At 67.6% G+C, this 24,404-nt stretch carries 19 protein-coding genes; 7 read left to right on the forward strand and 12 right to left on the reverse strand.

Going from position 1 to position 24,404, the window contains the following annotated elements; genetic code table 11:
• Positions 1 to 67 precede the first annotated feature (67 nt).
• Positions 68 to 889: a phthiotriol/phenolphthiotriol dimycocerosates methyltransferase gene (locus AC5Y4D_RS20295; protein WP_500038072.1), complete on the reverse strand. Its 822-nt coding sequence runs from the start codon at positions 887 to 889 to the stop codon at positions 68 to 70.
• Positions 890 to 1,212: 323 nt separating this feature from the next.
• Between AC5Y4D_RS20295 and AC5Y4D_RS20300 the strand changes: the two genes are divergently transcribed.
• On the forward strand, positions 1,213 to 2,508 hold the full coding sequence (locus AC5Y4D_RS20300; RefSeq protein ID WP_500038073.1) for a cytochrome P450: 1,296 nt from the start codon (positions 1,213 to 1,215) through the stop codon (positions 2,506 to 2,508).
• 16 nt (positions 2,509 to 2,524) lie between these two features.
• Here the strand turns inward: AC5Y4D_RS20300 and AC5Y4D_RS20305 are convergent, their stop codons facing one another.
• Together AC5Y4D_RS20305 and AC5Y4D_RS20310 are read right to left on the reverse strand one after the other, a co-directional pair.
• Positions 2,525 to 3,883, reverse strand: a complete 1,359-nt coding sequence (locus AC5Y4D_RS20305) for a cytochrome P450 (RefSeq protein WP_500038074.1) — start codon at positions 3,881 to 3,883, stop codon at positions 2,525 to 2,527.
• Positions 3,883 to 4,710 (reverse strand): Coq4 family protein, encoded by an 828-nt coding sequence (locus AC5Y4D_RS20310; RefSeq protein ID WP_500038075.1) that lies wholly within the window; start codon positions 4,708 to 4,710, stop codon positions 3,883 to 3,885. The genes AC5Y4D_RS20305 and AC5Y4D_RS20310 overlap by 1 nt, the downstream gene beginning before the upstream one ends.
• 134 nt (positions 4,711 to 4,844) lie before the next feature.
• Here AC5Y4D_RS20310 and AC5Y4D_RS20315 point away from each other — a divergent pair, with 134 nt between their 5' ends.
• Positions 4,845 to 6,044, forward strand: coding sequence for a cytochrome P450 (locus AC5Y4D_RS20315; RefSeq protein WP_500038076.1), 1,200 nt, complete (start codon positions 4,845 to 4,847; stop codon positions 6,042 to 6,044).
• Positions 6,045 to 6,054: 10 nt separating this feature from the next.
• Positions 6,055 to 8,280 carry an MMPL family transporter gene (locus AC5Y4D_RS20320; RefSeq protein WP_500038077.1) on the forward strand — a complete coding sequence of 742 codons (2,226 nt, stop codon included), beginning with the start codon at positions 6,055 to 6,057 and terminating at the stop codon, positions 8,278 to 8,280.
• Here AC5Y4D_RS20320 and AC5Y4D_RS20325 read toward each other — a convergent pair.
• The 3 genes from AC5Y4D_RS20325 to AC5Y4D_RS20335 are packed head-to-tail and all read right to left on the reverse strand — an operon-like array spanning position 8,231 to position 12,312.
• Positions 8,231 to 9,706, reverse strand: coding sequence for an aldehyde dehydrogenase (locus AC5Y4D_RS20325; RefSeq protein ID WP_500038078.1), 1,476 nt, complete (start codon positions 9,704 to 9,706; stop codon positions 8,231 to 8,233). The genes AC5Y4D_RS20320 and AC5Y4D_RS20325 overlap by 50 nt on opposite strands.
• A gap of 45 nt (positions 9,707 to 9,751) precedes the next feature.
• Entirely contained in the window at positions 9,752 to 10,519 is a 768-nt protein-coding gene (locus AC5Y4D_RS20330) for a class I SAM-dependent methyltransferase (RefSeq protein ID WP_500038079.1), read from the reverse strand.
• Positions 10,520 to 10,542: 23 nt separating this feature from the next.
• On the reverse strand, positions 10,543 to 12,312 hold the full coding sequence (locus AC5Y4D_RS20335) for a serine/threonine-protein kinase PknH/PknJ (protein WP_500038080.1): 1,770 nt from the start codon (positions 12,310 to 12,312) through the stop codon (positions 10,543 to 10,545).
• Positions 12,313 to 12,654: 342 nt separating this feature from the next.
• Here AC5Y4D_RS20335 and AC5Y4D_RS20340 point away from each other — a divergent pair, with 342 nt between their 5' ends.
• Entirely contained in the window at positions 12,655 to 13,809 is a 1,155-nt protein-coding gene (locus AC5Y4D_RS20340) for a glycosyltransferase family 4 protein (protein WP_500038081.1), read from the forward strand.
• Positions 13,810 to 13,834: 25 nt separating this feature from the next.
• On the opposite strand, the gene AC5Y4D_RS20345 is transcribed toward AC5Y4D_RS20340, so the two are convergent.
• On the reverse strand, positions 13,835 to 14,599 hold the full coding sequence (locus tag AC5Y4D_RS20345; RefSeq protein ID WP_499944013.1) for a YoaK family protein: 765 nt from the start codon (positions 14,597 to 14,599) through the stop codon (positions 13,835 to 13,837).
• Positions 14,600 to 14,808: 209 nt separating this feature from the next.
• Between AC5Y4D_RS20345 and AC5Y4D_RS20350 the strand changes: the two genes are divergently transcribed.
• On the forward strand, positions 14,809 to 15,102 hold the full coding sequence (locus AC5Y4D_RS20350; RefSeq protein WP_499944012.1) for a helix-turn-helix transcriptional regulator: 294 nt from the start codon (positions 14,809 to 14,811) through the stop codon (positions 15,100 to 15,102).
• On the opposite strand, the gene AC5Y4D_RS20355 is transcribed toward AC5Y4D_RS20350, so the two are convergent.
• Together AC5Y4D_RS20355 and pgfA are read right to left on the reverse strand one after the other, a co-directional pair.
• Positions 15,083 to 16,777 carry an MmpA family trehalose lipid delivery protein gene (locus AC5Y4D_RS20355; protein ID WP_499992477.1) on the reverse strand — a complete coding sequence of 565 codons (1,695 nt, stop codon included), beginning with the start codon at positions 16,775 to 16,777 and terminating at the stop codon, positions 15,083 to 15,085. The genes AC5Y4D_RS20350 and AC5Y4D_RS20355 overlap by 20 nt on opposite strands.
• A 5-nt stretch (positions 16,778 to 16,782) precedes the next feature.
• The gene (pgfA, locus tag AC5Y4D_RS20360) at positions 16,783 to 18,069 is read right to left on the reverse strand and encodes a cell envelope lipid trafficking protein PgfA (protein WP_499944010.1); all 1,287 of its coding nucleotides are present in this window, start codon (positions 18,067 to 18,069) and stop codon (positions 16,783 to 16,785) included.
• A 102-nt stretch (positions 18,070 to 18,171) separates the two neighbouring features.
• On the opposite strand from pgfA, the gene AC5Y4D_RS20365 reads away from it, so the two are divergent.
• Entirely contained in the window at positions 18,172 to 19,344 is a 1,173-nt protein-coding gene (locus AC5Y4D_RS20365) for an acyltransferase family protein (protein WP_499992476.1), read from the forward strand.
• A gap of 95 nt (positions 19,345 to 19,439) precedes the next feature.
• Here AC5Y4D_RS20365 and AC5Y4D_RS20370 read toward each other — a convergent pair whose 3' ends face one another.
• Genes AC5Y4D_RS20370 through AC5Y4D_RS20380 form a run of 3 tightly spaced genes read right to left on the reverse strand, consistent with a single transcriptional unit; the run spans position 19,440 to position 22,624 of the window.
• Positions 19,440 to 20,186, reverse strand: coding sequence for a PP2C family protein-serine/threonine phosphatase (locus tag AC5Y4D_RS20370; RefSeq protein WP_499992475.1), 747 nt, complete (start codon positions 20,184 to 20,186; stop codon positions 19,440 to 19,442).
• A gap of 3 nt (positions 20,187 to 20,189) precedes the next feature.
• Positions 20,190 to 21,647 (reverse strand): AMP-binding protein, encoded by a 1,458-nt coding sequence (locus AC5Y4D_RS20375; RefSeq protein WP_500038082.1) that lies wholly within the window; start codon positions 21,645 to 21,647, stop codon positions 20,190 to 20,192.
• Positions 21,644 to 22,624, reverse strand: a complete 981-nt coding sequence (locus AC5Y4D_RS20380; RefSeq protein ID WP_500038083.1) for a phosphotriesterase family protein — start codon at positions 22,622 to 22,624, stop codon at positions 21,644 to 21,646. Before AC5Y4D_RS20380 ends, AC5Y4D_RS20375 begins: the two co-directional genes overlap by 4 nt.
• A gap of 62 nt (positions 22,625 to 22,686) precedes the next feature.
• Here AC5Y4D_RS20380 and AC5Y4D_RS20385 point away from each other — a divergent pair, with 62 nt between their 5' ends.
• Complete coding sequence (locus tag AC5Y4D_RS20385; RefSeq protein WP_500038084.1) at positions 22,687 to 24,399, forward strand: acyl-CoA dehydrogenase family protein; 1,713 nt, start codon at positions 22,687 to 22,689, stop codon at positions 24,397 to 24,399.
• The last annotated feature ends 5 nt before the right edge of the window (positions 24,400 to 24,404 follow it).

The raw sequence follows: 24,404 nt of genomic DNA on the forward strand, positions 1-24,404 counted from the left end.
TGGTCGCGGTCACCGAAACAGCAAGCGGGCGACGGTATTTCAAGCCCGGACCGGCCCCGGTAGACGCTCACGGTTTGACGAAGTCGTAGATCCGGTAGGACAGGGTCCCATCCTGCACGGCACGGTAGAGTCCCGGACCGGGCGCGCCCATCGCCCCTTTGATGGCACCGCGCAGCGGCGCCGGTACTACGCGTTTGAACACTTCGCGTGTTTTCGGCGAAACCCACCATTGGTCGAACCCGCGGACCACCTCGGCGTTGATGTCCTGCCGGGCCAGCATCTCCAGCGGGGCGGCGGCCAGTTGGGCTTCCCATTTCGCGACGTGGTTGCGGTTGCGGAAGTCGGCGTAGAGGAAATGGCCGCCCGGTGTGAGGACGCGGGCCACCTCGTCGAGGAATCCCGGAAAGTCCGGATACCCGTGCGACGATTCAACATTGACCACCGCGTCGAAGGATTCGTCGGGAAACGGCAGGTCCTGGGCATCGCCTTGAACGAACTCCACACCCGGCACCCGATGCTGCCGTTGGCAGAACGCGATACCGCGGGGATTGAGGTCCAGCCCGACGTAGGTGGCCGGGTTCAGGTAACGACCGATGTAGGCCGCCCCGCCGCCGTGCCCGCAGCCCACCTCCAGCACGCGCTTGCCGCCGATGTCGGTCTGGGTGGCGGTGCGGTGATAAAGCTGGATACAGGCACGATCCGGCTCGTCGGCCGCGTCCAGTGGCAGACCCAGCGGGGGATCTTCCTCGTAGCCGGCGCTGAGGAAGGTCACGTCGTGGTCGGTGCCGATACGACGGGTCAGCCACGGATAGTGGTATTTCGGCGAATGTTTCAGGACGAAGCGGCTGTAGCTCAGCCGGAAGACCAAGTCGGCGGGAGCGACCTTCATCCGGCGAAAGCTGCTCTGCCGGGCGGACACTGAATCGGGCGTCCGGGAATTGTGTTGTACTCGTGCGAAATAAGAACGAACGGTATGTCCACCACGGCCCTTCTGGTCCCCAGCGCGTCCGGTCCGGTCCATCCGCGCTCCTCGCCGAAACCAAATCTTAGTCCCGATCGACGCACCGCGACAATGCGCAGGCGCACAAATGTTGCGGCAGGACGCAATTGGACAACTGCCGGTACAACACGCTCGACCGGGCCGGGCGGACAAACGGTAGAGTCGTCGGCCATGACGGCATTGGCGTATCGCCGGGCGTGGGTGCGGGCGCGGTGAGTATCGATGCGTTGCCGCCCGGGCCGCGGCTCCCGGTTGCTGTTCAAACCGCCGCATGGATAACCCGCCCTTGGGAATTCATGCAGCGGTCGGCCGCGCGCTACGGTGACATGTTCACCTTGCGGCTCGCCGGCGAGTGTCCGTGGGTGATGGTGTCGCATCCGGACGTGGTGAAGGAAGTTTTCACCGGCCCGCCCGAACTCCTGCACGCGGGGGAGGGGAAAAACATCCTGGTGCCAGCGCTCGGGACCAACTCGCTGCTGCTGCTCGACGACGACGCGCACCGGCAGCAACGCCGCCTGCTGATGCCGCCGTTCCGAGGCAACCATTTGGCCTCCTACGCCGACAAGATGACCAGTGTCGCTCAGGCCGAGATCGCGACCTGGCCGCGCGGCAAGCCGGTCCGGCTGCATCCGCGGATGCAGGCCCTGACGCTGGAGATCATCCTGCACACCGTGTTCGGGCTCAGCGAGGGTAAGCGGCTGGATCGGTTGCGCGCCGAGATGATGCGGATTTTCACCAGGACCTCCGGCGTCTCTACGCAACTGTTCCTGGTGGCGCTGGGGCCCCAGCGGATCCGGGCGGAGCTGGTGCGCAGGCTGCTTCTCGGCGTCGACCGGTTGCTCTACGCCGAGATCGCCGAGCGACGCCGGGCCGACGACCTTCAGGAGCGCTCGGACGTGCTCTCGGTTCTGCTGCAGGCCAGACACGAAGACGGCCGGCCGATGAGCGATGTCGAGATGCGTGACGAACTCATGACCCTGCTGCTGGCGGGACACGAAACCACGGCGACCGCGCTGGCATGGGCCGTCGAACGGCTGATCCGCCACCCCGATCATCATGCCCGGCTCGACGCCGAAATCCGTTCCGGCCAAGAGCCATTCCTCGACGCCGTGGTCAAGGAGACATTGCGGCTGCGGCCGGTGATATCAGTGGTATCCAGGCGACTCAAAGCGCCGCTGCGTATCGGCGGCGTGCCGCTGCCCGCGGGGGTGAACATCATGCCGTCGATCTATCTGATGCACCGGCGGCCGGAGATCTACCCTGACCCCGAGCAATTCCGGCCCGAGCGCTTTCTGGAGAAGCGCGGCGGCACCTACACCTGGATTCCCTTCGGCGGGGGCGTACGCCGTTGCATCGGCGAGGCATTCGCCGAATACGAGATGCGCAAGATCATTGCCGCGCTGTTCGCTCAATGCGAGGTGCGACCCGCCGACGAGCGACCCGAACGGGTGCGGCGCGGGGGTATCAGTCCGGTGCCGGCCCGCGGTGCCACGGTGGTCCTGACGTGAAGCGCGCCTGGGCCATTCATCTGGCCACGAGACGAACGGGAAGCCCGTCGGCCAGCGCGGTGGAGATTCGGAGCTTGGGCTTCGGAGTCCAGCCGGGCTGGAACTCGAACTCGTAGCGCTGCAGGATCGCGGCCAACGTCATCACCCCGTCGATGTAGGCCATTCGCCAGCCCATGCACTTGCGTGGCCCGATGCTGAACGGAATATAGGCGTTCCGGTTGATCTTGTCGTGCAGGAAGCGGCCGGGTTCGAATTGCTCTGGCTGCCTCCAGAATCGCGTATCCCGGTGCAGCCGGTACGGCGATATCAGGACGTGTGAGCGCGCCGGGATGAAATATCCGTCGATCTCGTCGTCTTCGTTGGTGGTGCGCAGCACGCCCATCGGCGCCGCGATCCGCAACGCTTCGTCAAAGCAGGCGCGCAGATACGGCAACCGCTCCAGGTGTGCGTACTTGACCGGGGCGCCACCCAGCGCGTCGACCTCCGCGTACGCTTGCGCGAAAGCTGTTGGATTACTGTGCAATAGCGCGAGGGTCCAGGACACCGACTCCGCGGTGGTCTCGAAGCCGGCGAACACCAGCGAAGACAACTCGGTGCGAAGCCTGCGATAGCGCGTGTCGGCGGGCCATTCCAGCGACATCCCCAGCAGCGCGTCCAAGACGTCGGGTACCGGCCGCGGACCGTCGGCGCTGCGCCGGGCGATGATCTTGTCCAGCTCGCCGAGCATGAAGGCCTGCGCCGCCTCGCCGCGTCGCTCGAAGGGGCGCGGCAGGAACTTCGGGAAGGACGACAGGAAGGCACGACTGATCGTGTAGGCGCCGACGTTCCGCGCGGCAACGACGTAGCGGCTCAGCGCTTCTGGCTCCAGCGCGGAGCTGAACATGGACCGCATCAGCGAATCCATCACGACCATGCCCAGTTCCTGTTCCAGATTGATCCACTGCCCGGAGGCGGTGTACTGGGCCCAGGCCTCCATACCCGCAGCGACCGCCGCCGACATCGCATCGCTGAGCGCCGCCAGCGAGCTCTCGGTGAAGAACGGGTTCAGTACCCGGCGCCACCGCTTCCATTCCTCGCCTTCCAGGACGGGCAACACGTCCGGTTCGCCCGGGACCAGGTCGGCGGTCAATTCGTTGCGCAGGTAACGGGTGTGGTGGCGGACCATCACGTAGTCGACGTGGTCGGGATGACTCAGCATGGTCATCGTCCAGCCCGGGATCGGCAGCGGAATGTCCGCCACGTCGCCGAACTCGTCAGCGATCTTGGGCACCAACGCAAATGGATTCGGTCCGTGCCGCAGGCACCAGGAGCCCATCCGCAGCAATCCGGGTCCGGGCGGGCGGCCCTTACTCGACGTACGTGCGATTGTCGGCATCAGGTGAGTTCCCGGGCCACGATCTCGTCGTAATCCCACCGCGTTGCCGGCCGCATTCCCGGCGGGGTCCATCTGGTGAACCACACGCCATCGGGATGCGCCTCCCGCGTCGGGGTCACCCCGAGTCGGGCGCGGACGTCGTCGAGGGGTTTGTCGAGGAGTTGTTCCCACGGTGCGGCCATGATCTTGTCGGCGCGGCGGCCACGGTCGACCGCCTGCCGGTAGACCCGCAACTTGTGCCGTAGCGAAGCGCCGGGGAGACTGGCCGCTACGGCCAAGCCGAGTTGCTCCAGCGCGCCGGCGGGTTCGTTTTGGCCGCACTGGAATCCGATGCCGATGATCTCACCGGCCAGGTCCGGGCCATAACCGGTGATGACGTGTTGCAGGTCGTGCACCGTGTTGCAGCGCAGCAAAAAGTAGTAGTAGTCCTCATGCCAGTTGCGCGACTCGGCGTAGGGACGTACGACGGCGGCCTCGTCGAACACTCCCGCGTCGAGCCTGTTGGTGGTCAGGAACGAGCGGTAGGCGTGACCGACGGTGCCGATCGGCAACGATGCCAGGTAGGCGTCGTCGCGCAGCAGCGCCAGCAGGTCCGGCTTCTCTTTCAGGACCTTGGCGCCCTCCGGATGTGCGCGAACCTGGTGGAACAGGCGCGGGGTGGCGGGTATCGAGATTTCCAGGGACGCAAGGTAAAAGGTCTCGTACATGCGCTTGCCCCTGCGGGTGAAACCGCGTGCGGCGCCCACGATCGTGCGCCACGAGCGTCGCTCGGGCACGACGCCGTCCGGGCGGCGGTACTGCGCGAGTGGTGTTTCTTGTTCGGGCATGGAACTCCCCTCCCGGTCCGTCAAGAAATCCTCGACCCCATGGAATCTTAGGGCGATTCAGACCCGTCGGTGCAACAGTAGGGCTTGCGAATTAGTCCGCCGCACGTTTGAGTTAGACGCGGGAGGAGGTCGCTATGGCCACAGAGGCCGACGTGAAAACAAGTTTCGAAGCCCAATTGCCGTTCGAGCAGGACGGCCCGTTTCAGATCGCCCCGGAACTGCGCGAGCTGCAGGCCCGAGGTCCGATCCATCGGGTGCGTACCGCGTTAGGTGATTCGGCGTGGCTGGTCACCCGTGACGCCGACGTGCGGCGCCTGCTGGCCGATGAGCGCCTGGGACGGGGCCATCCCGAGCCGGAAACCGCACCGCGGCTGGGCGAGTCGTTGTTATTCGGTGGGCCGGTAGGCAATTTCGACACCGAGAAGGCCGATACCGCGCGGATGCGCGAACTGCTGCAACCCCATTTCGCCCCGCGGCACATGCGCGCGCTCGCCCCGCGGATCGAAGCCCTGACAACGCAACTGCTCGACGAGCTCGAACAAAACGGATCCCCGGCCGATCTGCACGCGATGCTGGCGGTGCCGCTGCCGATCCTGGTGATCTGCGAATTGCTCGGCGTGCCTTACGAGGACCGCGACAAGTTCCAGGGCTGGGTGGACGACGTCGCCAACACCGTCGATCGGGCACGCTCCGAACAGGGTGTATTCCAGCTCTTCACCTACGGTCAGCAGTTGGTGACCGCCAAACGCGAGCACCCGACCGACGACGTGATCTCCCGGCTCGCCGCCGTGGACGGGGTATCCGATCTGGAAGTGGCCGGGATGTCGATGGCTCTGCTGTTCGCCGGGCACGAGACCACCGTGGTCCAAATCGGGCTCACCGCAATGATGTTGCTGGCCGATCCCGCCCAATGGCAGGCACTGGTCGACAATCCCGCACTGGTGCCGACCGCGATCGAGGAAACCATGCGGGTCGCACGCACCCGCGGCTTTCCGGTGCCACGGTACGCGCGCACCGACTTCGAAACCGACGGCGTCCAGATCAAGGCGGGGGAACTCGTGCTGCTCGATCTCGGCGCCGCCAACCTCGATCCCAGAACCTTTGAAGACCCCGGCCGCATCGATCTATCCCGTTCGGGCGCAAGCCATCTCGCGCTCGGCTTCGGAATCAGGTACTGCCTCGGCGCGCCGCTGGCGCGTGTCGAATTGCAGACGGTGTTCAGTCAGTTGGTGTCGCGGTTTCCGACGTTGCGCCTGGCCGTGGACGTATCGGAGCTGAAGTTGTCGCCCGACGCGCTGACCGGCGGGCTCACCGAACTCCCGGTGCAGTGGTAGTCGGCTGACGGTGCTGCGAAGCATCGCCCGGTCGGCGATCGCGGCGCCACGCTGGATCGTTTTCGTGGCCGCGCTCCTCACGACGGGACTGGGCGTGCTCGCCATCCCGGTGACCCAGAGTCTGTCCGCGGGCGGCGTCTACGATCCGGCGTCGCAGTCGGCCCGGGCGGACGGCATCATGGCGCAGAAATTCGGTCAGAGCCAGCAGCAACTGCTGATCACCGTGACGGCACAGACCGGCTGGATCACCGGCCCGGCCCGTGCGGTCGGTCTGGACATCGTCGCCGGCCTGGCCCGGTCGCCCCATGTGGCAAGCGTGATCTCGGCATGGACCGTGCCGACCGGCCAGGCGGCGGGCCTGATCAGCGACGACTACACGTCGGGACTGATCGTCGCCAACATCACCGGCGACGAGAATCATGCGCCCCGCTACGCGAGCGAGTTGGCCGAGGAGTTCGCACACGACCGCAACGGGGTGACGGTGCGCGCCGGCGGGGTGTCCATGCTTGCCTCGCAAGTCACCGAGACGGCCGCCAAGGATCTGGTGGTGATGGAGTCGGTCGCCATTCCGTTGAGTTTCCTTCTGCTGGTGTGGGTATTCGGCGGTCTGCTCGCCGCCGCGTTGCCGATCGCCGTCGCGATGATCGCGGTCACCGGTACGCTCGCCGCGCTGCGGCTGATCTCGCTTGCCACCGAGGTGTCGACATTCGCACTGAATATCAGTGCCGGCCTGGGTTTCGCGCTGGCGGTCGACTACACCCTGCTGATCGTGAGCCGTTACCGCGACGAAATCGCCGACGGGGCCACACGCGACGACGCCGTCGTCACCACGATGGTGACCGCCGGCCGAACGGTGTTGTTCTCGGCGGCCACGGTCACCCTGGCGACGGCGTCGATGGTGCTCTTTCCGATGAGTGCGTTCAAATCGCTTGCCTACGCCGGGGTTGCGACGGTGGGTTTCGCCGCCCTGGCCGCGCTGACGGTGACACCCGCGGTCATCGTGTTGCTGGGAAACCGGTTGAACTCATTGGATGTGCGCCGGTTTGTCTCCAGGCTGCTGCGTCGCCCACATTCGGCGCACCGGCCGGCCGAAGAACAATTGCTGTACCGTTCGACGAAATTCGTTATCCGCCATGCGATCCCGCTGAGCATCGGTGCCACGGCAGTGTTGGTGTTATTGGCGCTGCCCGTCACCGGCCTGAAACTCGGGGTCGCCGACGACCGGATACTGCCGACGTCCGCGTCGGCCCGCCAGGTGGGCGATCAACTCCGAAACGAGTACCCGCGCGAGGGATTCGACGGCGTCACAGTGGTCATTCCGGACGCCACCGGGCTGTCGCCGCAGGACCTGGATCGCTACGGCGCCGCATTGTCTCGGGTACCTGGCGTGACGAGTGTGTCGGCGCCGGGCGGCAGCTACGTCGACGGGCTCCGGAGCGGGCCGGCGTCGGGGGCCAGTGCGATGAAGGACGGGGCCGCGTTCCTGACCGTCGCCAGCAGCGCCGAACTGCTGTCCGCAGAGTCGGACAGGCAGCTGGACCGGCTGCACGACGTCGCACCACCAAACGGGCGGTCTGCGATCTTCGGTGGGCTCCCACAGATCAACCGCGACAACATCGACGCGATGACGAGACCGCTGCCGTGGGTGCTGGGGATCACGGTGGTAGCGATGCTGGTCCTGCTGTTCCTGCTCACCGGAAGTGTCGTCGTTCCCCTGAAAGCGTTGGCGCTCAACGTGTTGTCCCTGACCGCCACCGTCGGCGCGTTGGTCTGGGTGTTCCAGGACGGGCATCTGGGTGGCCTGGGAACGACCTCGATCGGGGCGCTGCCCAGCGTGGTGCCCCTGCCGTTGTTGTGCATCATGTTCGCGTTGTCGATGGACTACGAGGTGTTCCTGGTTTCCCGGATCCGCGAGTACTGGTTGGCATCTGGGCGCACCCAGGCGGACAACGACGAGAGCGTGGCACTCGGGCTGGCGCGCAGCGGCAAAGTGGTCACCGCAGCCGCGATCTTGATGGCGGTTCCGTTCGCCGCGCAGATCGGCACCAGCGTGCTGCGGATGTTCGGGGTGGGACTCACCTTGGCGATCCTGGTGGACACCACTGTGGTGCGGATGGTGCTGCTGCCGGCCTTGATGCACCTACTCGGCCGGTGGAACTGGTGGTCGCCTTTCGGGCGGCGCGAAGCTACTCGACCGTGTAGCCCATCGGCATCAGCACGCTCTTCTGCTGCGTGAAGTGCTCGACACCCTCGGGGCCGTTCTCCCGCCCGATGCCGGAGTTCTTGTAACCGCCGAACGGACAGCACGGGTCGAAGGCGTACCAGTTGATGGCGTAGGTCCCGGTTCGGATCTTCTCCGAGATCTCGATCCCCTTGGGCACGTCGGACGTCCACACGCTGCCGGCCAGCCCGTACACCGAGTCGTTGGCGATCTTGACCGCGTCCTCCTCGGTGTCATACGGGATGATGCTCAGCACCGGCCCGAAGATCTCTTCCTGGGCGATGGTCATCTTGTTGTCGACGTCGGCGAAAACCGTTGGCTGCACGAAGAATCCGTTATCGAGGCCTTCGGGACGGCCGCCCCCGCAGACCACCCGGGCGCCTTCCTCGACGCCCTTGGCGATGTAGCCCTCGACGCGTTCGCGCTGCTTCTCCGAGATCAGCGACCCGATCTGCGCGGTCGGGTCCGACGGCGGCCCCACCGGCAATGCCTGCACGAAAGTGCTTACCGCATCGACGATCTCGTCGTACCGGGAGCGCGGCGCCAGGATGCGGGTCTGGCCCACGCAGGCCTGCCCGGTGTTCATGATCCCGGAGAACACCATCATCGGGACCGCGGACGCCAGGTCGACGTCCTCGAGGACGATGGCCGCCGACTTACCGCCCAGTTCCAATGTGCACGGCTTGAGCAGTTCGGCGGCGCGCTTGCCGATCTCCTTGCCGACCGCCGAACTGCCGGTGAAGGTGAACAGGTCGACGTCGGGATTGGCGGTCAGCGCCTGGCCGGTCTCCACGCCGCCCGGCACCACCGACAGCACCCCCTCGGGCAGACCGGCGTCTGCGAACACCTCCGCCAAAGCGTTTGCGGTCAGCGGTGTTTCGGCCGCCGGCTTGAGCACCACCGTGCAGCCGGCCAGCAACGCCGGGCCCAGCTTGTTGACCGCCAGGAACAGCGGCACGTTCCACGCCACGATGGCCGCGACCACGCCGATCGGCTCGCGATGCACGATGGTCTGGCCGTAGGAGCCGGTGCGGACCTCACGCCACTTGACCTGCTCGACCGCCGGTCCGGCGAAGAAGTTCAACGCTCCCATCGTCCCCAGCCAGTGCATGGTCTCGATGGTCATCGGCGGCTGGCCGGTCTCGTCGGCGAGCAGCTTGGCGAAGTGCTCCTTGCGCTCTTCGAGCAACTGCAGCGCCTTGGCGATGACGGCGGCGCGCTCCTGGGGCGGGGTGGTGGGCCAGGGGCCGCTGTCGAAGGCCGCCCGGGCCGCGGCGACCGCGGCATCCACGTCGGCCGCCGTCGCCAGTGGCAGCTTGCCGACATAGTCGCCGGTGGCCGGGCAGTGCACCTCGATGACCTCGTCGGTGGCCGGCTCGGTCCATTTGCCGCCGATGAAGAGCTTGTCGTACTCGGTTGTAGCGGTTGTAGCGTTAGTCACAGCCGCCACCCTACCCAAGCCGGCGCGGAATTAGAACATGTTCCATTATCGCGGTGACAGGACCAGCACGAGATTGCTCACCAGGAACTCCCGCAGCACCGGCACCGACGTCAGCCACCACGCCCATCTCGGGTGGTAGCGCGGGAAAGTCGTGATCAGAGCCCCCGTGCCGGCGGCCCAGTCCAGGCCGTCGGCGGCCGACACCGCAAACAACGACGACCCGTAGTCGTTCTTGGCGCGATGCCCGTGTTTGCGCGCGTATCGGGCGGCCGCGCGCGTTCCGCCGAGGTAATGGGTCAGACCCATCTCGTGCCCGCCGAACGGTCCGAGCCAGACCGTGTAGGACAGCACCACCAGCCCGCCGGGTCTGGTCACCCGCAGCATCTCGTTACCGAGCTGCCAGGGCCGCGGCACATGTTCGGCGACGTTGGACGACAGGCAGATGTCCACCGAGTCGTCGGCGAACGGCAGGGCCATGCCGGAGGCGCGGACGAACGCACCACAAGCGCGCCCCGAAGCCGGTCCGGCAGCGTGCATTTCGGCCGGGTCCGGTTCCACGCCGACATACCGCGCGCCGGCATCGGTGAACGCGGCCGCGAAGTATCCGGGTCCGCCGCCGACGTCGAGCAGGGTGACGCCGGCCAGATCGCGGCCTTGTCGGGACAACCACAGGTCGGCCACCATCGCCGCGGTGTCGGCGGCCAAAGTGCCGTAGAACCGCGCCGGGTCCGGCTGTTCGTAGCGGAACTCCGAGAGCAGTCGCACCGACCGGCCCAAGGTGGCCCGGCGCGCGAAGATGTCGGTGACGGCCACGCCGGAAACCCTACGGTCACCGACTACTTGGACACCTTGGCCGCGATCGCCTCGGCGATGACAATCCCCTCGTCGGTCAGATTGGTGTGGCACGCCTGCACGTTGACGACGACGTTGTTGGCCGCCCGCAACGCTTGCTGGCAGCGCCAGCTGCCGCCGGTCACGACGCTGTGCAAGGTGCCGTTGGTGACGCTGACCGGCCCGGCCGACCATTCCTTGGCCTCGCCGGACGGCTTGGTGACGGTATAGGTCCGGTTCACGCAGGCGGCCCATTTGGGCCGGGCTTCGGTGACGAAGGCTGAAGCAGCCTGCGCGGTCGGGAACCGCGCGACGGCCTGGTCGAGCCAGTGATAGGCCGGATTTTCGGTGACCTGTTCCTCGACCGAGTCGGTCATGCCGCTGCCCGCGTAGGTGTCGGCTTCCACCGTGTCCACGACGCGACATTCGGCCGGCGACACCTGGTACGGGTTGTTGGTGATCGGGTGAGGGCCCCCGGACGAGCTCATCCCGCTGGTCGCCATCGTCCGGTTGACCTCGGCCACGGTGAGCAGCAACCCGTTCAATGCCGACGCGGAGACGGGTTTGGCCGTTTCGCTCGTGGTGGTCGCACTGGAGCTGGCCGTGGTGAAATCCTCGTCGGAGCCGCCTGAAAAGGCGAGGACGCCGACGATGGCGATCACCAGGACGACCGCCGCCGCCACCCCCGTCCACAGCCATACGTTGGTGTTTCCCCGCCGGGGCGGCGGGGGACCGCCGAAACCACCGCTCATCGGCGGCGGGCCCGCGAACGGCGCGGCCCCGGCCATCTGCGTGGGACCGCTCGCGTACGAGTTCGGTGGCGGTTGCTGGTGCGGTGGTGGCGGATAGGCCGGGCGGAGAGGTTGGTGGATGGGGCCGGACGGCACCGGTGCCTGCATAGTGGGGGGCTGGGTCTGGGTCTGGGGCTGAGGCTGGCTCGGCGGCGGTGGGGGCTTGGGTATCGGGCTGGTGATGGCGCTGCGGGCCGCGGTGGTCAGTTCTTTGGTGGTGTTGTAGCGGTCGTCGGGGTTCTTGGCCATGCCTTTGGCGACGACCTGGTCGAGTTGGGCGGGGACGCCGGCGCGCAGCGCGGACGGCCGGGGCGGCGGCTGGGTCAGATGCCCACCGAGTTGCTGTTCGAGGCTGTCGCCGGGAAAAGGTTGGCTGCCGGTCAGGCATTCATGCATCACGCAGGTCAGTGCGTAGATGTCGACGCGGTGGTCGGTGTTGTCCCTGGTCATGCGTTCCGGCGCGAGGTATGCCCAGGTGCCCATCACGCTTCCGGTGCTGGTGAGCGAGGTCTCCCCGGAAGTACGGGCGATACCGAAGTCGATCAGGTAGGCGAAGTCGTCCTCGGCGACCAGGATGTTGGACGGCTTGACGTCGCGGTGCACCAGGTTGATGCGGTGCGCGGCGTGCAGCGCCGAGGCCACCTGGTCGATGATGTGGACGGCGCGGGCGGGATCCAACGGCCCGTCGGCCAGGATGCTCTGCAGGTCGCGGCCCACGATTAGGCGCATCGTGACGAACAGCCGTCCGTCGATCTCGCCGAAGTCGTAGATCGGGACCACATGGGGTTCGTCGAGCCCGGCCGCCGATCGGGCTTCGCGCCGGAACCGTTGTTGGTAGGTCTCGTCGTCGGCGAGCTGCGCGGGCAGCACTTTCAGGGCGACCACGCGCTCGGTGACGGTGTCGAACGCCCGCCAGACCTCGCCCATGCCGCCGCGGCCCAGCAACTCGATCAGGCGGTAACGGCCAAAGGGTGTTCCGTCCACAGCAACTTCTCCTTCTGCGCTCAACCCTAGGAGCTGTTGACGTGTTAGCCGAGCGATTCGCGGAATTGGTGCCCCGCAGCGCCCGGCTCGCCGCGCTCGCGATCGCCCGGCTCCGCCGTGCTCGCGATCGCCCGGCTCCGCCGTGCTCGCGATCGCCACGGGGTTCGATGGTGGCGACCCGCAGCGCCCGGCTCCGCCGTGCTCGCGATCGCCACGGGGTTCGATGGTGGCGACCCGCAGCGCCCGGCTCCGCCGCGCTCGCGATCGCCACGGGGTTCGATGGTGGCGACCCGCAGCGCCCGGCTCCGCCGTGCTCGCGATCTCCACCTAGGCTGGTGGGCGATGTCTGAGCTGCGCTCCGTACTGCTGTTGTGCTGGCGCGATACCGGGCACCCCCAGGGCGGCGGCAGCGAGACGTATCTGCAGCGCGTCGGCGCGCAGCTGGCCGCCGGCGGCATTCGCGTCACGCTGCGCACCGCGCGCTACCCCGGCGCCCCCCGCACCGAGGTCGTCGACGGCGTGCACATCGACCGCGCCGGGGGCCGTTACACCGTCTACGTCTGGGCGATGCTGGCGATGGCCCTGGCCCGACTCGGTCTGGGACCGCTGCGCCACGTCCGTCCCGACGTGGTCGTCGACACCCAGAACGGCCTGCCGTTCCTGGCGCGGCTCCTCTATGGACGGCGGGTCGTGGTGCTGGTGCACCACTGTCACCGCGAGCAGTGGCCGGTGGCCGGACCGGTGCTGTCCCGGGTCGGCTGGTTCGTCGAGTCGACGCTGTCACCGCGGTTGCACCGGCGCAATCAGTACGTGACGGTGTCGCTGCCGTCGGTGCGGGATCTGGTCGCACTCGGCGTCGACAGCGAGCGAATCGCGGTGGTGCGCAACGGCCTTGACGAGGCACCTGCGCAGACGTTGTCGTCCCCGCGTGCGGCCGCGCCGCGCGTGGTGGTGTTGTCCCGGCTGGTGCCGCACAAGCAGATCGAGGACGCGCTGGAGTCGGTGGCGGCATTGCGGGCCCGGATCCCGGATCTGCACCTCGACGTCGTCGGCGACGGATGGTGGCGCCGGCGGCTCGTCGACCACGTACACCGGCTCGGCATCTCCGATGCGGTGACATTCCACGGCCACGTCGACGACATCACCAAACACCTTCTGCTGCAACGTGCTTGGGTGCATGTGCTGCCGTCGCGCAAAGAGGGGTGGGGCCTGGCAGTGGTCGAGGCGGGACAGCACAGTGTCCCCACGATCGGGTACCGATCCTCCGGAGGTCTGTCCGATTCGATCATCGACGGGGTCACCGGCATGCTGGTCGACGACCGGGCCGGGCTGCTCGACCGGTTGGAAGAGCTGCTTCGCGATCCGGTGCTGCGCGACCAACTGGGTGCCAAGGCACAGGCGCGCAGTGTGGAATTCTCCTGGCGGCAAAGTGCCGACGCGATGCGCACGGTGCTGGAGGCCGTGCAGGCCGGCGGACGGGTCAGTGGTCTGGTCTAAGACCTAGCGCCCGTCGGCCTGAGATTCACGCACTGGCCGTGGCCATTTCGGCGATTCGTCGCACCGGGAAGGCGGCCCGGACCCGCCGCGTGTGCAACGAATACGACGTCGCGATGACGACGCAGAACGCCGCGGGCACGAGCAACGCGTAACCGCCGACCCGCGCTCCGATCAGTATCCCGGCGGCCCCGCCCACCAGGAAGAGCACCAGCGTCGCGGTGAGGACCGCCGCCTTCCACTTCTCCACACCGTGCCGGCGGATGCGTCCGAGCATCAGGCCGAGGTCGGTCACGGTGCCGGTGAAGTGGGTGGTGCGGATGGCCATCCCGCGGAAGCTGGACGTCAAGCCGTTCTGCATGCCGAGCGCTGCGGCGGCGAACAGCGCCTGTATGACGGGTTGTTCGACACCCAGTGCGTCGATACCCGCCTTCAGCGGGGTCTCTTCGACCCCGAAGGCGGCCATGATCAGCAGTATTGCCTCCATGGTCAGCACGGTCGCGTGGTGCGGCGCCCGCGGGTGCTGCGCGGTGCCGAGTGCGGCTCCGGCCGCGATGGCACCGAGCCAGAAGCCGATCAGGATCGCCACCAGCAGGTGACCTTCGTAGAGCCACGGGTTGGCGGTGTTCATACCCAACTGAGTCGTCACCCCGGTCAGGTTGCCGACCGGGAAAGCAAGGATCGAGATGGCTACGGCGTTGACGAAACCCGCGATGAAGGCCAGGGACGCGCAATAGCCGAGCAGCGTCCGTGGCGACGAGAACGGACGCTCGCGGTCGGTGTCGATGGTCATCGGAAGGTCGCTTTCAGCGTCGGTGTTCCGGGGAGTGGTCAGCGGGCTTCGGCGCCCTGAACGAAGGCTATTGAACGAAATTTTCTTCATCAATACCTTTTCGTATGAGTCTGGCAAGAGTCCGCGACCCGTGAAAACGCACGATGTTTCGGTTGTATGAATTAACGAAGTCATTTACGCGAAAACTCACCGCGAGTAAAATGGTGGGCGTGCCGAGCAAACCCGGTGGCTCCGACCGTGGTTGGACATTCCTGACCAACCACGGCCATGTGCTGCTTTGTGTCTCGGCCGGTCAGTCCCTGACCGCGCGGGAATTGTCACTGCGCATCGGCATCACCGAGCGGTCCGTCCAGACGATCCTGGCGGACCTGACGGACGAGGGTTACCTGGTCAAATCCAAGGCCGGCCGTCGCAATGTGTACACGCTCAACCCCAAGGGGCGGTTGCGTCACCCGCTGGAAGCCAGCCACACCGTGGGTGAACTCATCGAGGCGCTGTCGTAGCCACCCGCCGCCGCGTCCACAGCGCGCCCGCCCCACCCACCAGCAACATCGCCAGCCAGGCCAGATGCGCGGTCACGACGGCACCGCGGCGGGCAGCAGGCAAAGGTGCGCTGCTCCCGCCGATCCGATACAGCGTCAGGTCCCGGTCCTGGAACACCGGTGTCAGCTGCGCCAGGGTGCGATCAGCAAACCCCATGTCGCCGGGGGTGCCGGATTCCACGACCAGCCACGCCACCCCGGCCGATGTCAGGGCCGACGGTTCCGGCCCGGACAGCAGCAACTCCTGCACCCGCCGCGCGTGCGCGCCCTCCCCAGGCACCGTCACCCCGGAGATCACCAGATCGCCGGTGGTCAACACCTCGGAGCGAACCCAGCGGGGCAGCGGGTCAAGCACCGGCGCCGGCCCCGACCATGCGAAGCGCCGCATGGTCCCGGCGGGTAGCACCGCAACCGGCCCCCGCTCGCTGTCGATCCGTGCGGCCACCGCCGCCCAAGCCCGCGGGTAGTGCACCGGCGTCACCTTTGCCCACACCCCCCACGCCAGGTCGGGTAACGCCAGCAACAGAGCCAGGCAGCACACCAGCGCCGCCACGCCGGGCCGCAACCAGCGCCGCAACGTCACCACCGCGCCCGCACCGGCCAGCGCGTACCCCGGCATCGCCAGCGCCACCCACTTCTGGCCGTCGCGCAACACCCCCGAGGGCGGCACCGCCTCGATCAGCGACCGCAACACATGCAGACCCAGACCGGTGGCCAACAAGGCCGGCACCAGCACCGCCGCCCCGGCCAACACCAACAACGGAATCACCGCCGGTCGTCGCGCCACCACCGGTAGCCCGGCCGCCACCACGCCCAGCAGCACCGCCGTCGACACCACAGCGAAAAGCGTTGTCCGCGAAGCGGGTACCGCTTCGCCGTTCCAGATGCCACCCAGGCTGGCGAGGCTGCCCAGGGTGCCCAGAGCCGGCTCGGCGCGCGGGGCGAACACGTCGACCCCGGCCGTATCGGTGCCATCCAACGACGGGCCCAGCACCGCGGCCGTCAGCCACGGCAGCGCGACCAGCACCGCACAGCCCAAGGCCGCTGCCCCGCACCACCACCGCGGACGTCCCTGCCCCGGGACCGTCACACACACCAACGCCACAACCGCGGCCAGCAGCAACCCGGTCGGGGTCAACCCGGCCAGCGCGATCCAGAACGCCAACCCGAACATGCCCCGCCACCCAGCGTCCGAGCGCAGCTCCATCATTGCCGAGGCCACCCACGGCAGACATCCATAGCCGAGAAGCAGACTCCAATGACCCTGCAGCAACCGCTCGCCGACATAGGGATTCCACACCGCCAGCGTGCAGGCCGCGAAGCCGCCGGCCAGCCCCGCCTCGGGCAGCACCACGGCCACCAGCCGCGCCGCTCCCCAGCCCGCCAGCCACAGCCCCAACACCAGCAGCGCCTTCACCAGCACACCGCCGTCGACAGCGCGAGAGGCCAGCGCCAGCGCGAAATCCTGCGGCGTCGCGCGCGGGGCCGCGGTCAGCCCCAGCGCGGCGTCGGACAGATACGACCGCGGCGTGGACACCGCGTCGCGCAGCAGCAGGTAGCCGGGCCGCAGCAACGGCGCGGCCACCAACAGCGCCAGCAGCAACGCATACGCCGGCCGGGCCCCGCCGGCCCGCACGGCGATTAGCCCCGTTCGGTCGGGCCCGGCGGTGGCGGCTCGGGTGGTCCCGGCTCGGTCGGGGCCGACGCACCCGCATCCAGCTGGGGCGGATCCGGCGGCGGCTCACCGGGCGGATCCGGCCGCTGAGCGGGAATCTTCTCCGTCACCGCTTCCGCTCCGGGCACCGGTGGCTCGAGGCCGACCCGGCGCAGGAAGTCGGTGTCGTCGCGGTCCAGGCCCGGATCGGTCAGGGCGCTCTCGGTGCGCAGGCTGAACGAAGCCAGCACCCCGCCGCCGATCAGCGCGATCAGCCCGGTCGCGGTGAGCGTGATCGGCAGCACCCGTGACCACAACGCCAGCCGGTCGCGCTCGTCACGGGCCGAGTTGACCTGGGATTCGACGGTCTCCGGGGTCGAGGTCACCTTGTAGTCGACCAGCGTCACCTCGGGCTTGAGCCCGTCGCGGGCGTAGTAATGGTGGGCCTGGTCGCTCTGCTTGACGATCGTGCCGGTGACCGGATCCACCCAGAAGACGCGCTTGGCGGTGTAGTAGCGGGTCATGGTGATCTGCTCGGCCGGGTCCCCGGGCACACCCCACATGCCGGCGCTGGTGGTGATCTTGCGGTCCTCTTCGCCGGCATACAGCGACGGGTAGGTGACCGGAGCCACCGGCTTGCCTTCGGAGTTGACCCCGACGGTCTGGGTGAAGCGATAGGTCGTCAGACCGTTGACGTCCTCTTCGCCGTCGTAGTTGGCGTCGAACGCCTTCTGTGCGATCGGGTCGAAGTACGGGTAGGTCTTGCGCTCGGTGTTGAACGGGAATCGGTACGACAGGCCCTCGTGGCGCAGCGGGATCGGTGTCGGCGGGCTCTCGTCGCCGAAACCGCGTGGTTTCTGCACCGAGCCGCCCGGATGCGTATCGTCGGCGACCGCGACGGCGCTCTTACGGTTCAACGTCACGTTGTCGACGATGGCCAGCAGCAAACCGCTGTCCTTCTGCTTGTCGCTGCGCCGCAGCGACGACCCGACCTGCAGGGTGACCACCTGCGCGTTGGCCGGCAGCTCGACACTGACCTGCTGCTGGGACACCAGCGGCACGTTCTGGTTGACCACGACGCGCTCACCGGACAGCGACGCCGCGTCCAGCGCGGTTCCGTTGCCTTCACTGATCAGCGTCGCGTCGATGTTGAGCGGAATCTTCTCGATCCTGCTGCTGGTGTAGGTCGACAGCAGCAACGCCGCAATCAGCAGCGCGGCTCCGAGTCCGATGGTGCCGCAAGCGGCGATACGCAACATGACTGCTCGATTCACGTTGCAGTGACCTCCTATAGGTCCAGGGATTCGCAACCAGTGCGGCAGACTTGATTGACCCTAACAGCAGCGGTTAAGGGACAACCGGACCGAAGGCAGACTGTGACCGTGACCGATGCCCAACAGGTCGGCGGCACCCGCAGTTTCCTGCCCGCCGTCGAAGGTATGCGCGCCTGCGCGGCGATGGGCGTGGTCGTCACGCACGTCGCCTTCCAGACCGGGCACTCCAGCGGGGTGGACGGCCGGTTGTTCGGGCGGTTCGATCTGGCCGTCGCGGTGTTCTTCGCGTTGTCGGGGTTCCTGCTGTGGCGCGGGCACGCGGCGGCGGCGCGCAACCTCAAACCCCGCCCGCGTACCGGTCACTATCTGCGGTCGCGGGTGGTCCGCATCATGCCGGCCTATCTGGTGGCGGTGGTGGTGATCCTGACCCTGCTGCCGGACTCCAATCACGCCAACCTCACCGTGTGGCTGGCCAACCTGACGCTGACCCAGATCTACGTGCCGCTGACGCTGACCGGCGGGCTCACCCAGATGTGGAGCCTGTCGGTCGAGGTCGGCTTCTATCTGGCTCTGCCGGCTCTGGCGTTGTTGGCGCGCCGGCTTCCGGTCGCCGCGCGGGTGCCGGCGATCACGGCGGTAGGCGCGCTCAGTTTGGCCTGGGGGTGGTTGCCGCTGGACGCGCTCGGACGGGGCCCGGGCGCCAATCCGCTGAACTGGCCGCCGGCGTTCTTCTCCTGGTTCGCCGCGGGCATGGTGCTGGCCGAGTTGGTGCACAGCCCCATCGGTCGGGTGCACCGGCTGGCCCGCCGGCGGGTGCTGATGGCGGTGCTCGCGGTGGGCGCCTACCTGGTGGCTGCCTCCCCGCTGGCCGGCCCGGCGGGCCTGGTGACCAGCACCGCGTCGCAGTTCTCGGTGAAGACAGCGATGGGTGCGATGGTGGCGTTCGCGCTGGTGGCGCCGCTGGTCCTGGACCGGCCCGACACCCCGCACCGGCTGCTGGGCAGCACGCTGATGGTCACGCTGGGCCGCTGGTCGTACGGGTTGTTCATCTGGCACCTGGCCGCGCTGGACATGGTGTTCCCGGTGATCGGCGCGTTCGCGTTCGACGGGCGGATGCCGACGGTGCTGACGCTGACGCTGGTGTTCGGCTTCGCGATCGCGGCGGTGAGCTACGCGCTGGTCGAGTCGCCGTGCCGGGCAGCGTTGCGCCGGTGGGAGAAACGCGCGAAACCGGGGGAGCCGCAAGACCGCGAGGCGGACGCGATCGCGCCCTAGCTGTGAAGAACACCTAGCCACACCCGGCGCCGAGCGCGCTCATATGTACGCCGAAACACGGCTTTCCGCGTACATATGAGGACTCTCGCGTCCCCCTAAGCGGCGGGGGACACGTTGATCACCAAAGCGGTGATGTTGTCCGGCCCGCCGCCTTCCCGGGCCGCGGCGATCAACGCCGCGCAGGCGTAACCGGGAGCGAGGTTGTCGTCCAGGATCCGGCCCAGCTCCGGCTCCTTGACGACGCCGTGCAGACCGTCGCTGCACAGCAGGATCCGGTCCCCGGCCCGCAGTTCCAGAGCGCTGGAATCCGCCCGCGCCGGTGGCTTCATCCCCATGTACTTGGTCACCACACTGCGCGCCTTGTGCCGCCCGGTGTCCGCGGCGTCGACCTGGTGCGCGTCAACCAGCGCCTGGACCAGGGTGTGGTCGCGGGTGAGCCGTTGCAGCTGGCCGTCGCGCCGCAGATAGGCGCGGCTGTCGCCGAGGTGGGCCACCAGTGCGCGCGGACCCGCGATGACCACGGTCACCAGCGTGCTGTTGGCGCCCTGGTAGCGCGCGTCGGCCTGCGACTTGGCGTGCAGGTGATCGGAGAGCTCGGAGACAGCGCGCCCCAGCCGCTCCGGAGCATCCGGCTCGTCGCGCTGATCCAGCGGAATGTGGTGGGAGACGTAGTTGGGCAGTACGTCGACCATCGTCTGGGCGGCCAGCGCACCGTCGCGGCTGCCGCCCACGCCGTCGGCCACCATGAACAGGAACTGGTCGGCATCGGCCCCCCAGCGGTCCTGGTTGTTGCTTCGTTCGCAACCGACGTCGCTGAGCGCGGAGTATTCCAGGGCAAACATGGTCTAAGTCTGCAACCGCGCGACCACGACGTCACGTACCGCCGTGCGACGCGCCTTGCCCGCGTCGTCGCGCAACGGCGTGTCGACGAACTCCACGGTGCGCGGCACCTTGTAATGGGCGAGCCGTTCGCCGACGAACGACTGCACACCCGCCTCGTCCAGACCCGAACCGGGCACCGTGTGCACCAGCGCGTAGGGCACCTGTCCTAGATCCTCGTCGGGAACGCCGACGACCAAGCAGGACAACACATCCGGGTGGGCGGACAGCGCGTTCTCGATCTCGGCCGGGTAGACGTTGCGGCCGCCGACGGTGAACATGTCGACCCGCCGATCGGACAGGTACAGGAAGCCGTCGGCGTCGAAATAACCCAGATCGCCCAACGAATCCCAGCCGTCGCGGCTCTTGGCCCGGACGCCGACGTAGCGGTACGTCGCGGCACTGCCCGGGTTCGGCCGCATGTAGATCTCGCCGACCACCCCGGGCGGGCACGGGTTGCCGTCGTCGTCGAGCACCTTCATCTGCCCGGTGACCACCTGCCCGACCGAACCCGGGTGGGCCAGCCACTGCTCGCCGTTGATGAACGTCAGCGCCTGCAGTTCGGTGCCGCCGTAGAGCTCCCACAGCGCCTCGGGTCCCAGCAGCTTGATCCAGGCTTCCTTGACCGCCGGCGGGCACGGGGCGCCGACGTGCCAGAACCGCCGGATCGAGGACAGGTCGTAGGCCTCCGGGTCGGCGTTGTAGACCGGTAGCGCCCGCTGCATGATCGTGGGCACCGCGGTGACGAACGTGACCCGGTACTCGGCGATGAGCCGCAGGAACTCGTGCGGATCGAACCGCGGCAGCAGCACCAGGTGGTGGCCCATCAGCAGCGCGATGGTCGCGGTGCTGAACCCGGTGTTGTGGCTGAGTGGCACCGGCACCAGGTTGACGTCGCCCTCCTGCACGCCCAGCGGATGGCCGATCGCCGGCGGGATCCGGCTGTCGCTGCCGGCCTCGATCAGCTTGGGTCGTCCGGTGCTGCCGCCCGAGGCCAGCGACTTCCAGCACGGCGACACCGCTTCCGGCAACGGCTCGTCGGAGCATCCGTCGGGTATGAAACCGGTTGGCACGCTTGGAATCCGGCCGCCGGGATCGTCCCGGCCGATCAGCAGCGCCCGCGGCTTGAGCGCCAGCAGACCTTCGAACTCCGCGTCCGGCATCCGCGGCGACAGCGGCTGCGGGACGGCACCCAACTTCCAGCACGCCACCGTCGCTTGTACCCACTCGATCGAGTTGGGCAACACGATGCTGACGTAGTCGCCGACGCCGACGCCGCGTTCGGCATAGGCGCGGGCCAGCCGGTTAGTCAACGTGTCGAGTTCGGCGCGGGTGATGGTCCGCCCGTCGCAGCTGACGGCGGGCGCATCGGGGGCGAGCGCGGCCAGCCCGGAGAGCTGGGTTCCGATCGGTGGGACGCTCACTGATAGGCGCCCTGCCGGTCGAAGATCTTGCGCGGGTTGTCGACGAGCATGGTGCGCAGCTGCTCGTCGGTGACGCCGCGCTCTTTCAGCGCCGGGATGACGTCGTTGTGGATGTGCAGGTAATGCCAGTTCGGGGCGGCGACGGCGAGCATGTCCTCGGGCAGCGCGTCGAAGTAACAGTTGGCGTCGTGGGAGAGCACCATCTTGTCGGCGTGCCCGCGCTCGCACATCTTGGCGACGATGTCGACGCGCGCCTCGAACGGCAGGATGACGTCGATGCCGAATCGGTCCATGCCCAGGTAGGAGCCGGCGGAAATGAGCTCTTCGAGGTAGCCGACGTCGGTGCTGTCCCCGGAGTGCCCGATGACCACCCGGCTCAGGTCCACGCCTTCCTCTTCGAAGATGCGTTGCTGTTCCAGCCCGCGCCGTAATCCGGCGTGGGTGTGGGTGGAGATCGGCACCCCGGTGTGCTTGTGCGCCTGGGCAACCGCGCGCAGTACCCGCTCCACCCCCGGGGTGATGCCGGGTTCGTCGGTGGCGCACTTGAGGATTCCGGCCTTGATGCCGGTGTCGGCGATGCCCTGCTCGATGTCGCGGACGAACATGTCCACCAGCACGTCCGGACCGTCCAGCAGCGTGCCCGGGCCGGTGTAATGGAAGCGCAGCGGCAGGTCGTTATAGGTGTAGAACCCGGTCGCGACGACGATGTTCAGCTCGGTCTGTGCGGCGACGCGGGCGATGCGCGGGATGTAGCGGCCCAGCCCGATCACGGTCAGGTCGACGATGGTGTCCACGCCGCGGGACTTGAGTTCGTTGAGCCGGGTGACGGCGTCGGCCACCCGCTGGTCTTCGTCGCCCCAGGCTTCGGGATAGTTCAGCGCGATCTCGGTGGTCATGATGAACACGTGCTCGTGCATGAGCGTGACGCCGAGGTCGCCGGTGTCGATGGCGCCGCGGGCGGTATTGAGTGCTGACACGTCACTGATGCTAGGTCGCCAAGCCGGTCCGCCGACAGAGGCGTTTGCAGTACGGTGCGCTCATGCTGCTCAACCCCAATAACCTGCAACGCAAGTATCCGGACGCCCGCTCGGGCGAGATCATGCAGGCCACGGTGGACTTCTTCGAGAACCGCGGCAAGGCGAAGCTCAAGCACGACGACCACGAACGTGCCTGGTACTCAGAGTTTCTCGACCACATCGCCCGCGAGCGCATCTTCGCCTCTCTGCTGACCCCGTCCGAGTACGGCGCGGACGACTGCCGTTGGGACACCTACCGGATCAGTGAGTTCGCCGAGATCATCGGCTTCTACGGGTTGAGCTACTGGTACCCGTTCCAGGTGACGGCGCTGGGTCTGGGCCCGATCTGGATGAGCGACAACGAGGACGCCAAGCGCAAGGCCGCGGCGCAGCTGGAGCAGGGTGAGGTGTTCGCGTTCGGCCTGTCCGAGCAGACCCACGGCGCCGACGTCTATCAGACCGACATGATCCTCACCGAAGCCGAACACGGCTGGGTCGCCAACGGCGAGAAGTACTACATCGGCAACGCCAACGTCGCGCGGATGGTCTCGACGTTCGGCAAGATCGACACGGCGTCGGGGGATGATGCAAAGGATTACGTGTTCTTCGCCGCCGACTCCCAGCACGACCGGTACGACCTGAAGAAGAACGTCGTCAACTCGCAGAACTACGTCGCCAATTACGCGCTGCGCGACTACCCGGTCACCGAAGCCGACCTGTTGCACCGCGGCATGGGCGCGTTCCACGCGGCGCTGAACACCGTCAACGTCTGCAAGTACAACCTGGGCTGGGGCGCGATCGGCATGTGCACCCACGCCTTCTACGAATCCATCACCCACGCCGCCAACCGGCACCTGTACGGCACCGTCGTCACCGACTTCAGCCACGTGCGACGGCTGCTCACCGACTCCTACGTCCGGCTGGTCGCGATGCGGCTTGTCGCCACCCGCGCCAGCGACTACATGCGCAGCGCCTCGGCCGAGGACCGCCGCTATCTGCTGTACAGCCCGCTGGTCAAGGCCAAGGTCACCGGTGAGGGCGAGCGGGTGATCACCGCACTGTGGGACGTGATCGCGGCCAAGGGTGTGGAGAAGGACACCTTCTTCGAGACCGTGGCCCGCGAGATCGGGCTGCTGCCCCGGCTGGAGGGCACCGTCCACATCAACATCGGGCTGCTGGCCAAGTTCATGCCCAACTTCCTGTTCGCCCCGGACACCGCGCTGCCGCTGATCGGTAGGCGTGACGACGCCGCCGATGACACGTTCCTGTTCAACCAGGGACCCACCGGCGGTCTGGGTAAGGTGCGCTTCCACGACTGGCGAGCGTCATTTGCCAGCTACGCCCACTTACCGAACGTCGCGCTGCTTCAGCAGCAGATCGACGTGCTGTCCGAGATGCTGGCCTCGGCCACTCCGGATGCTCGGCAGCAGAAGGACATCGACTTCGCGTTCGGGGTGGGTCAGATCTTCGCGCTGGTGCCCTATGCGCAGCTGATCCTGGAGGAGACCGCGGTTTCCGGTGTGGACGATGCGTTGCTGGACGAGATCTTCGGGATCCTGGTACGCGACTTCAACGCCTATGCCGTCGAATTGCACGACAAGGCGGCGACGACGGACGAGCAGGCCCGCTTCGCGCTGCGGATGATCCGGCGTCCGTCCCACGACCCGGCGCGCTATGACCAGGTCTGGACCCAGCACGTCCTGCCGCTCAACGGCGCGTACCAAATGCGCCCCTGACACCG

Source organism: Mycobacterium sp. NGS67, assembly GCF_059812185.1.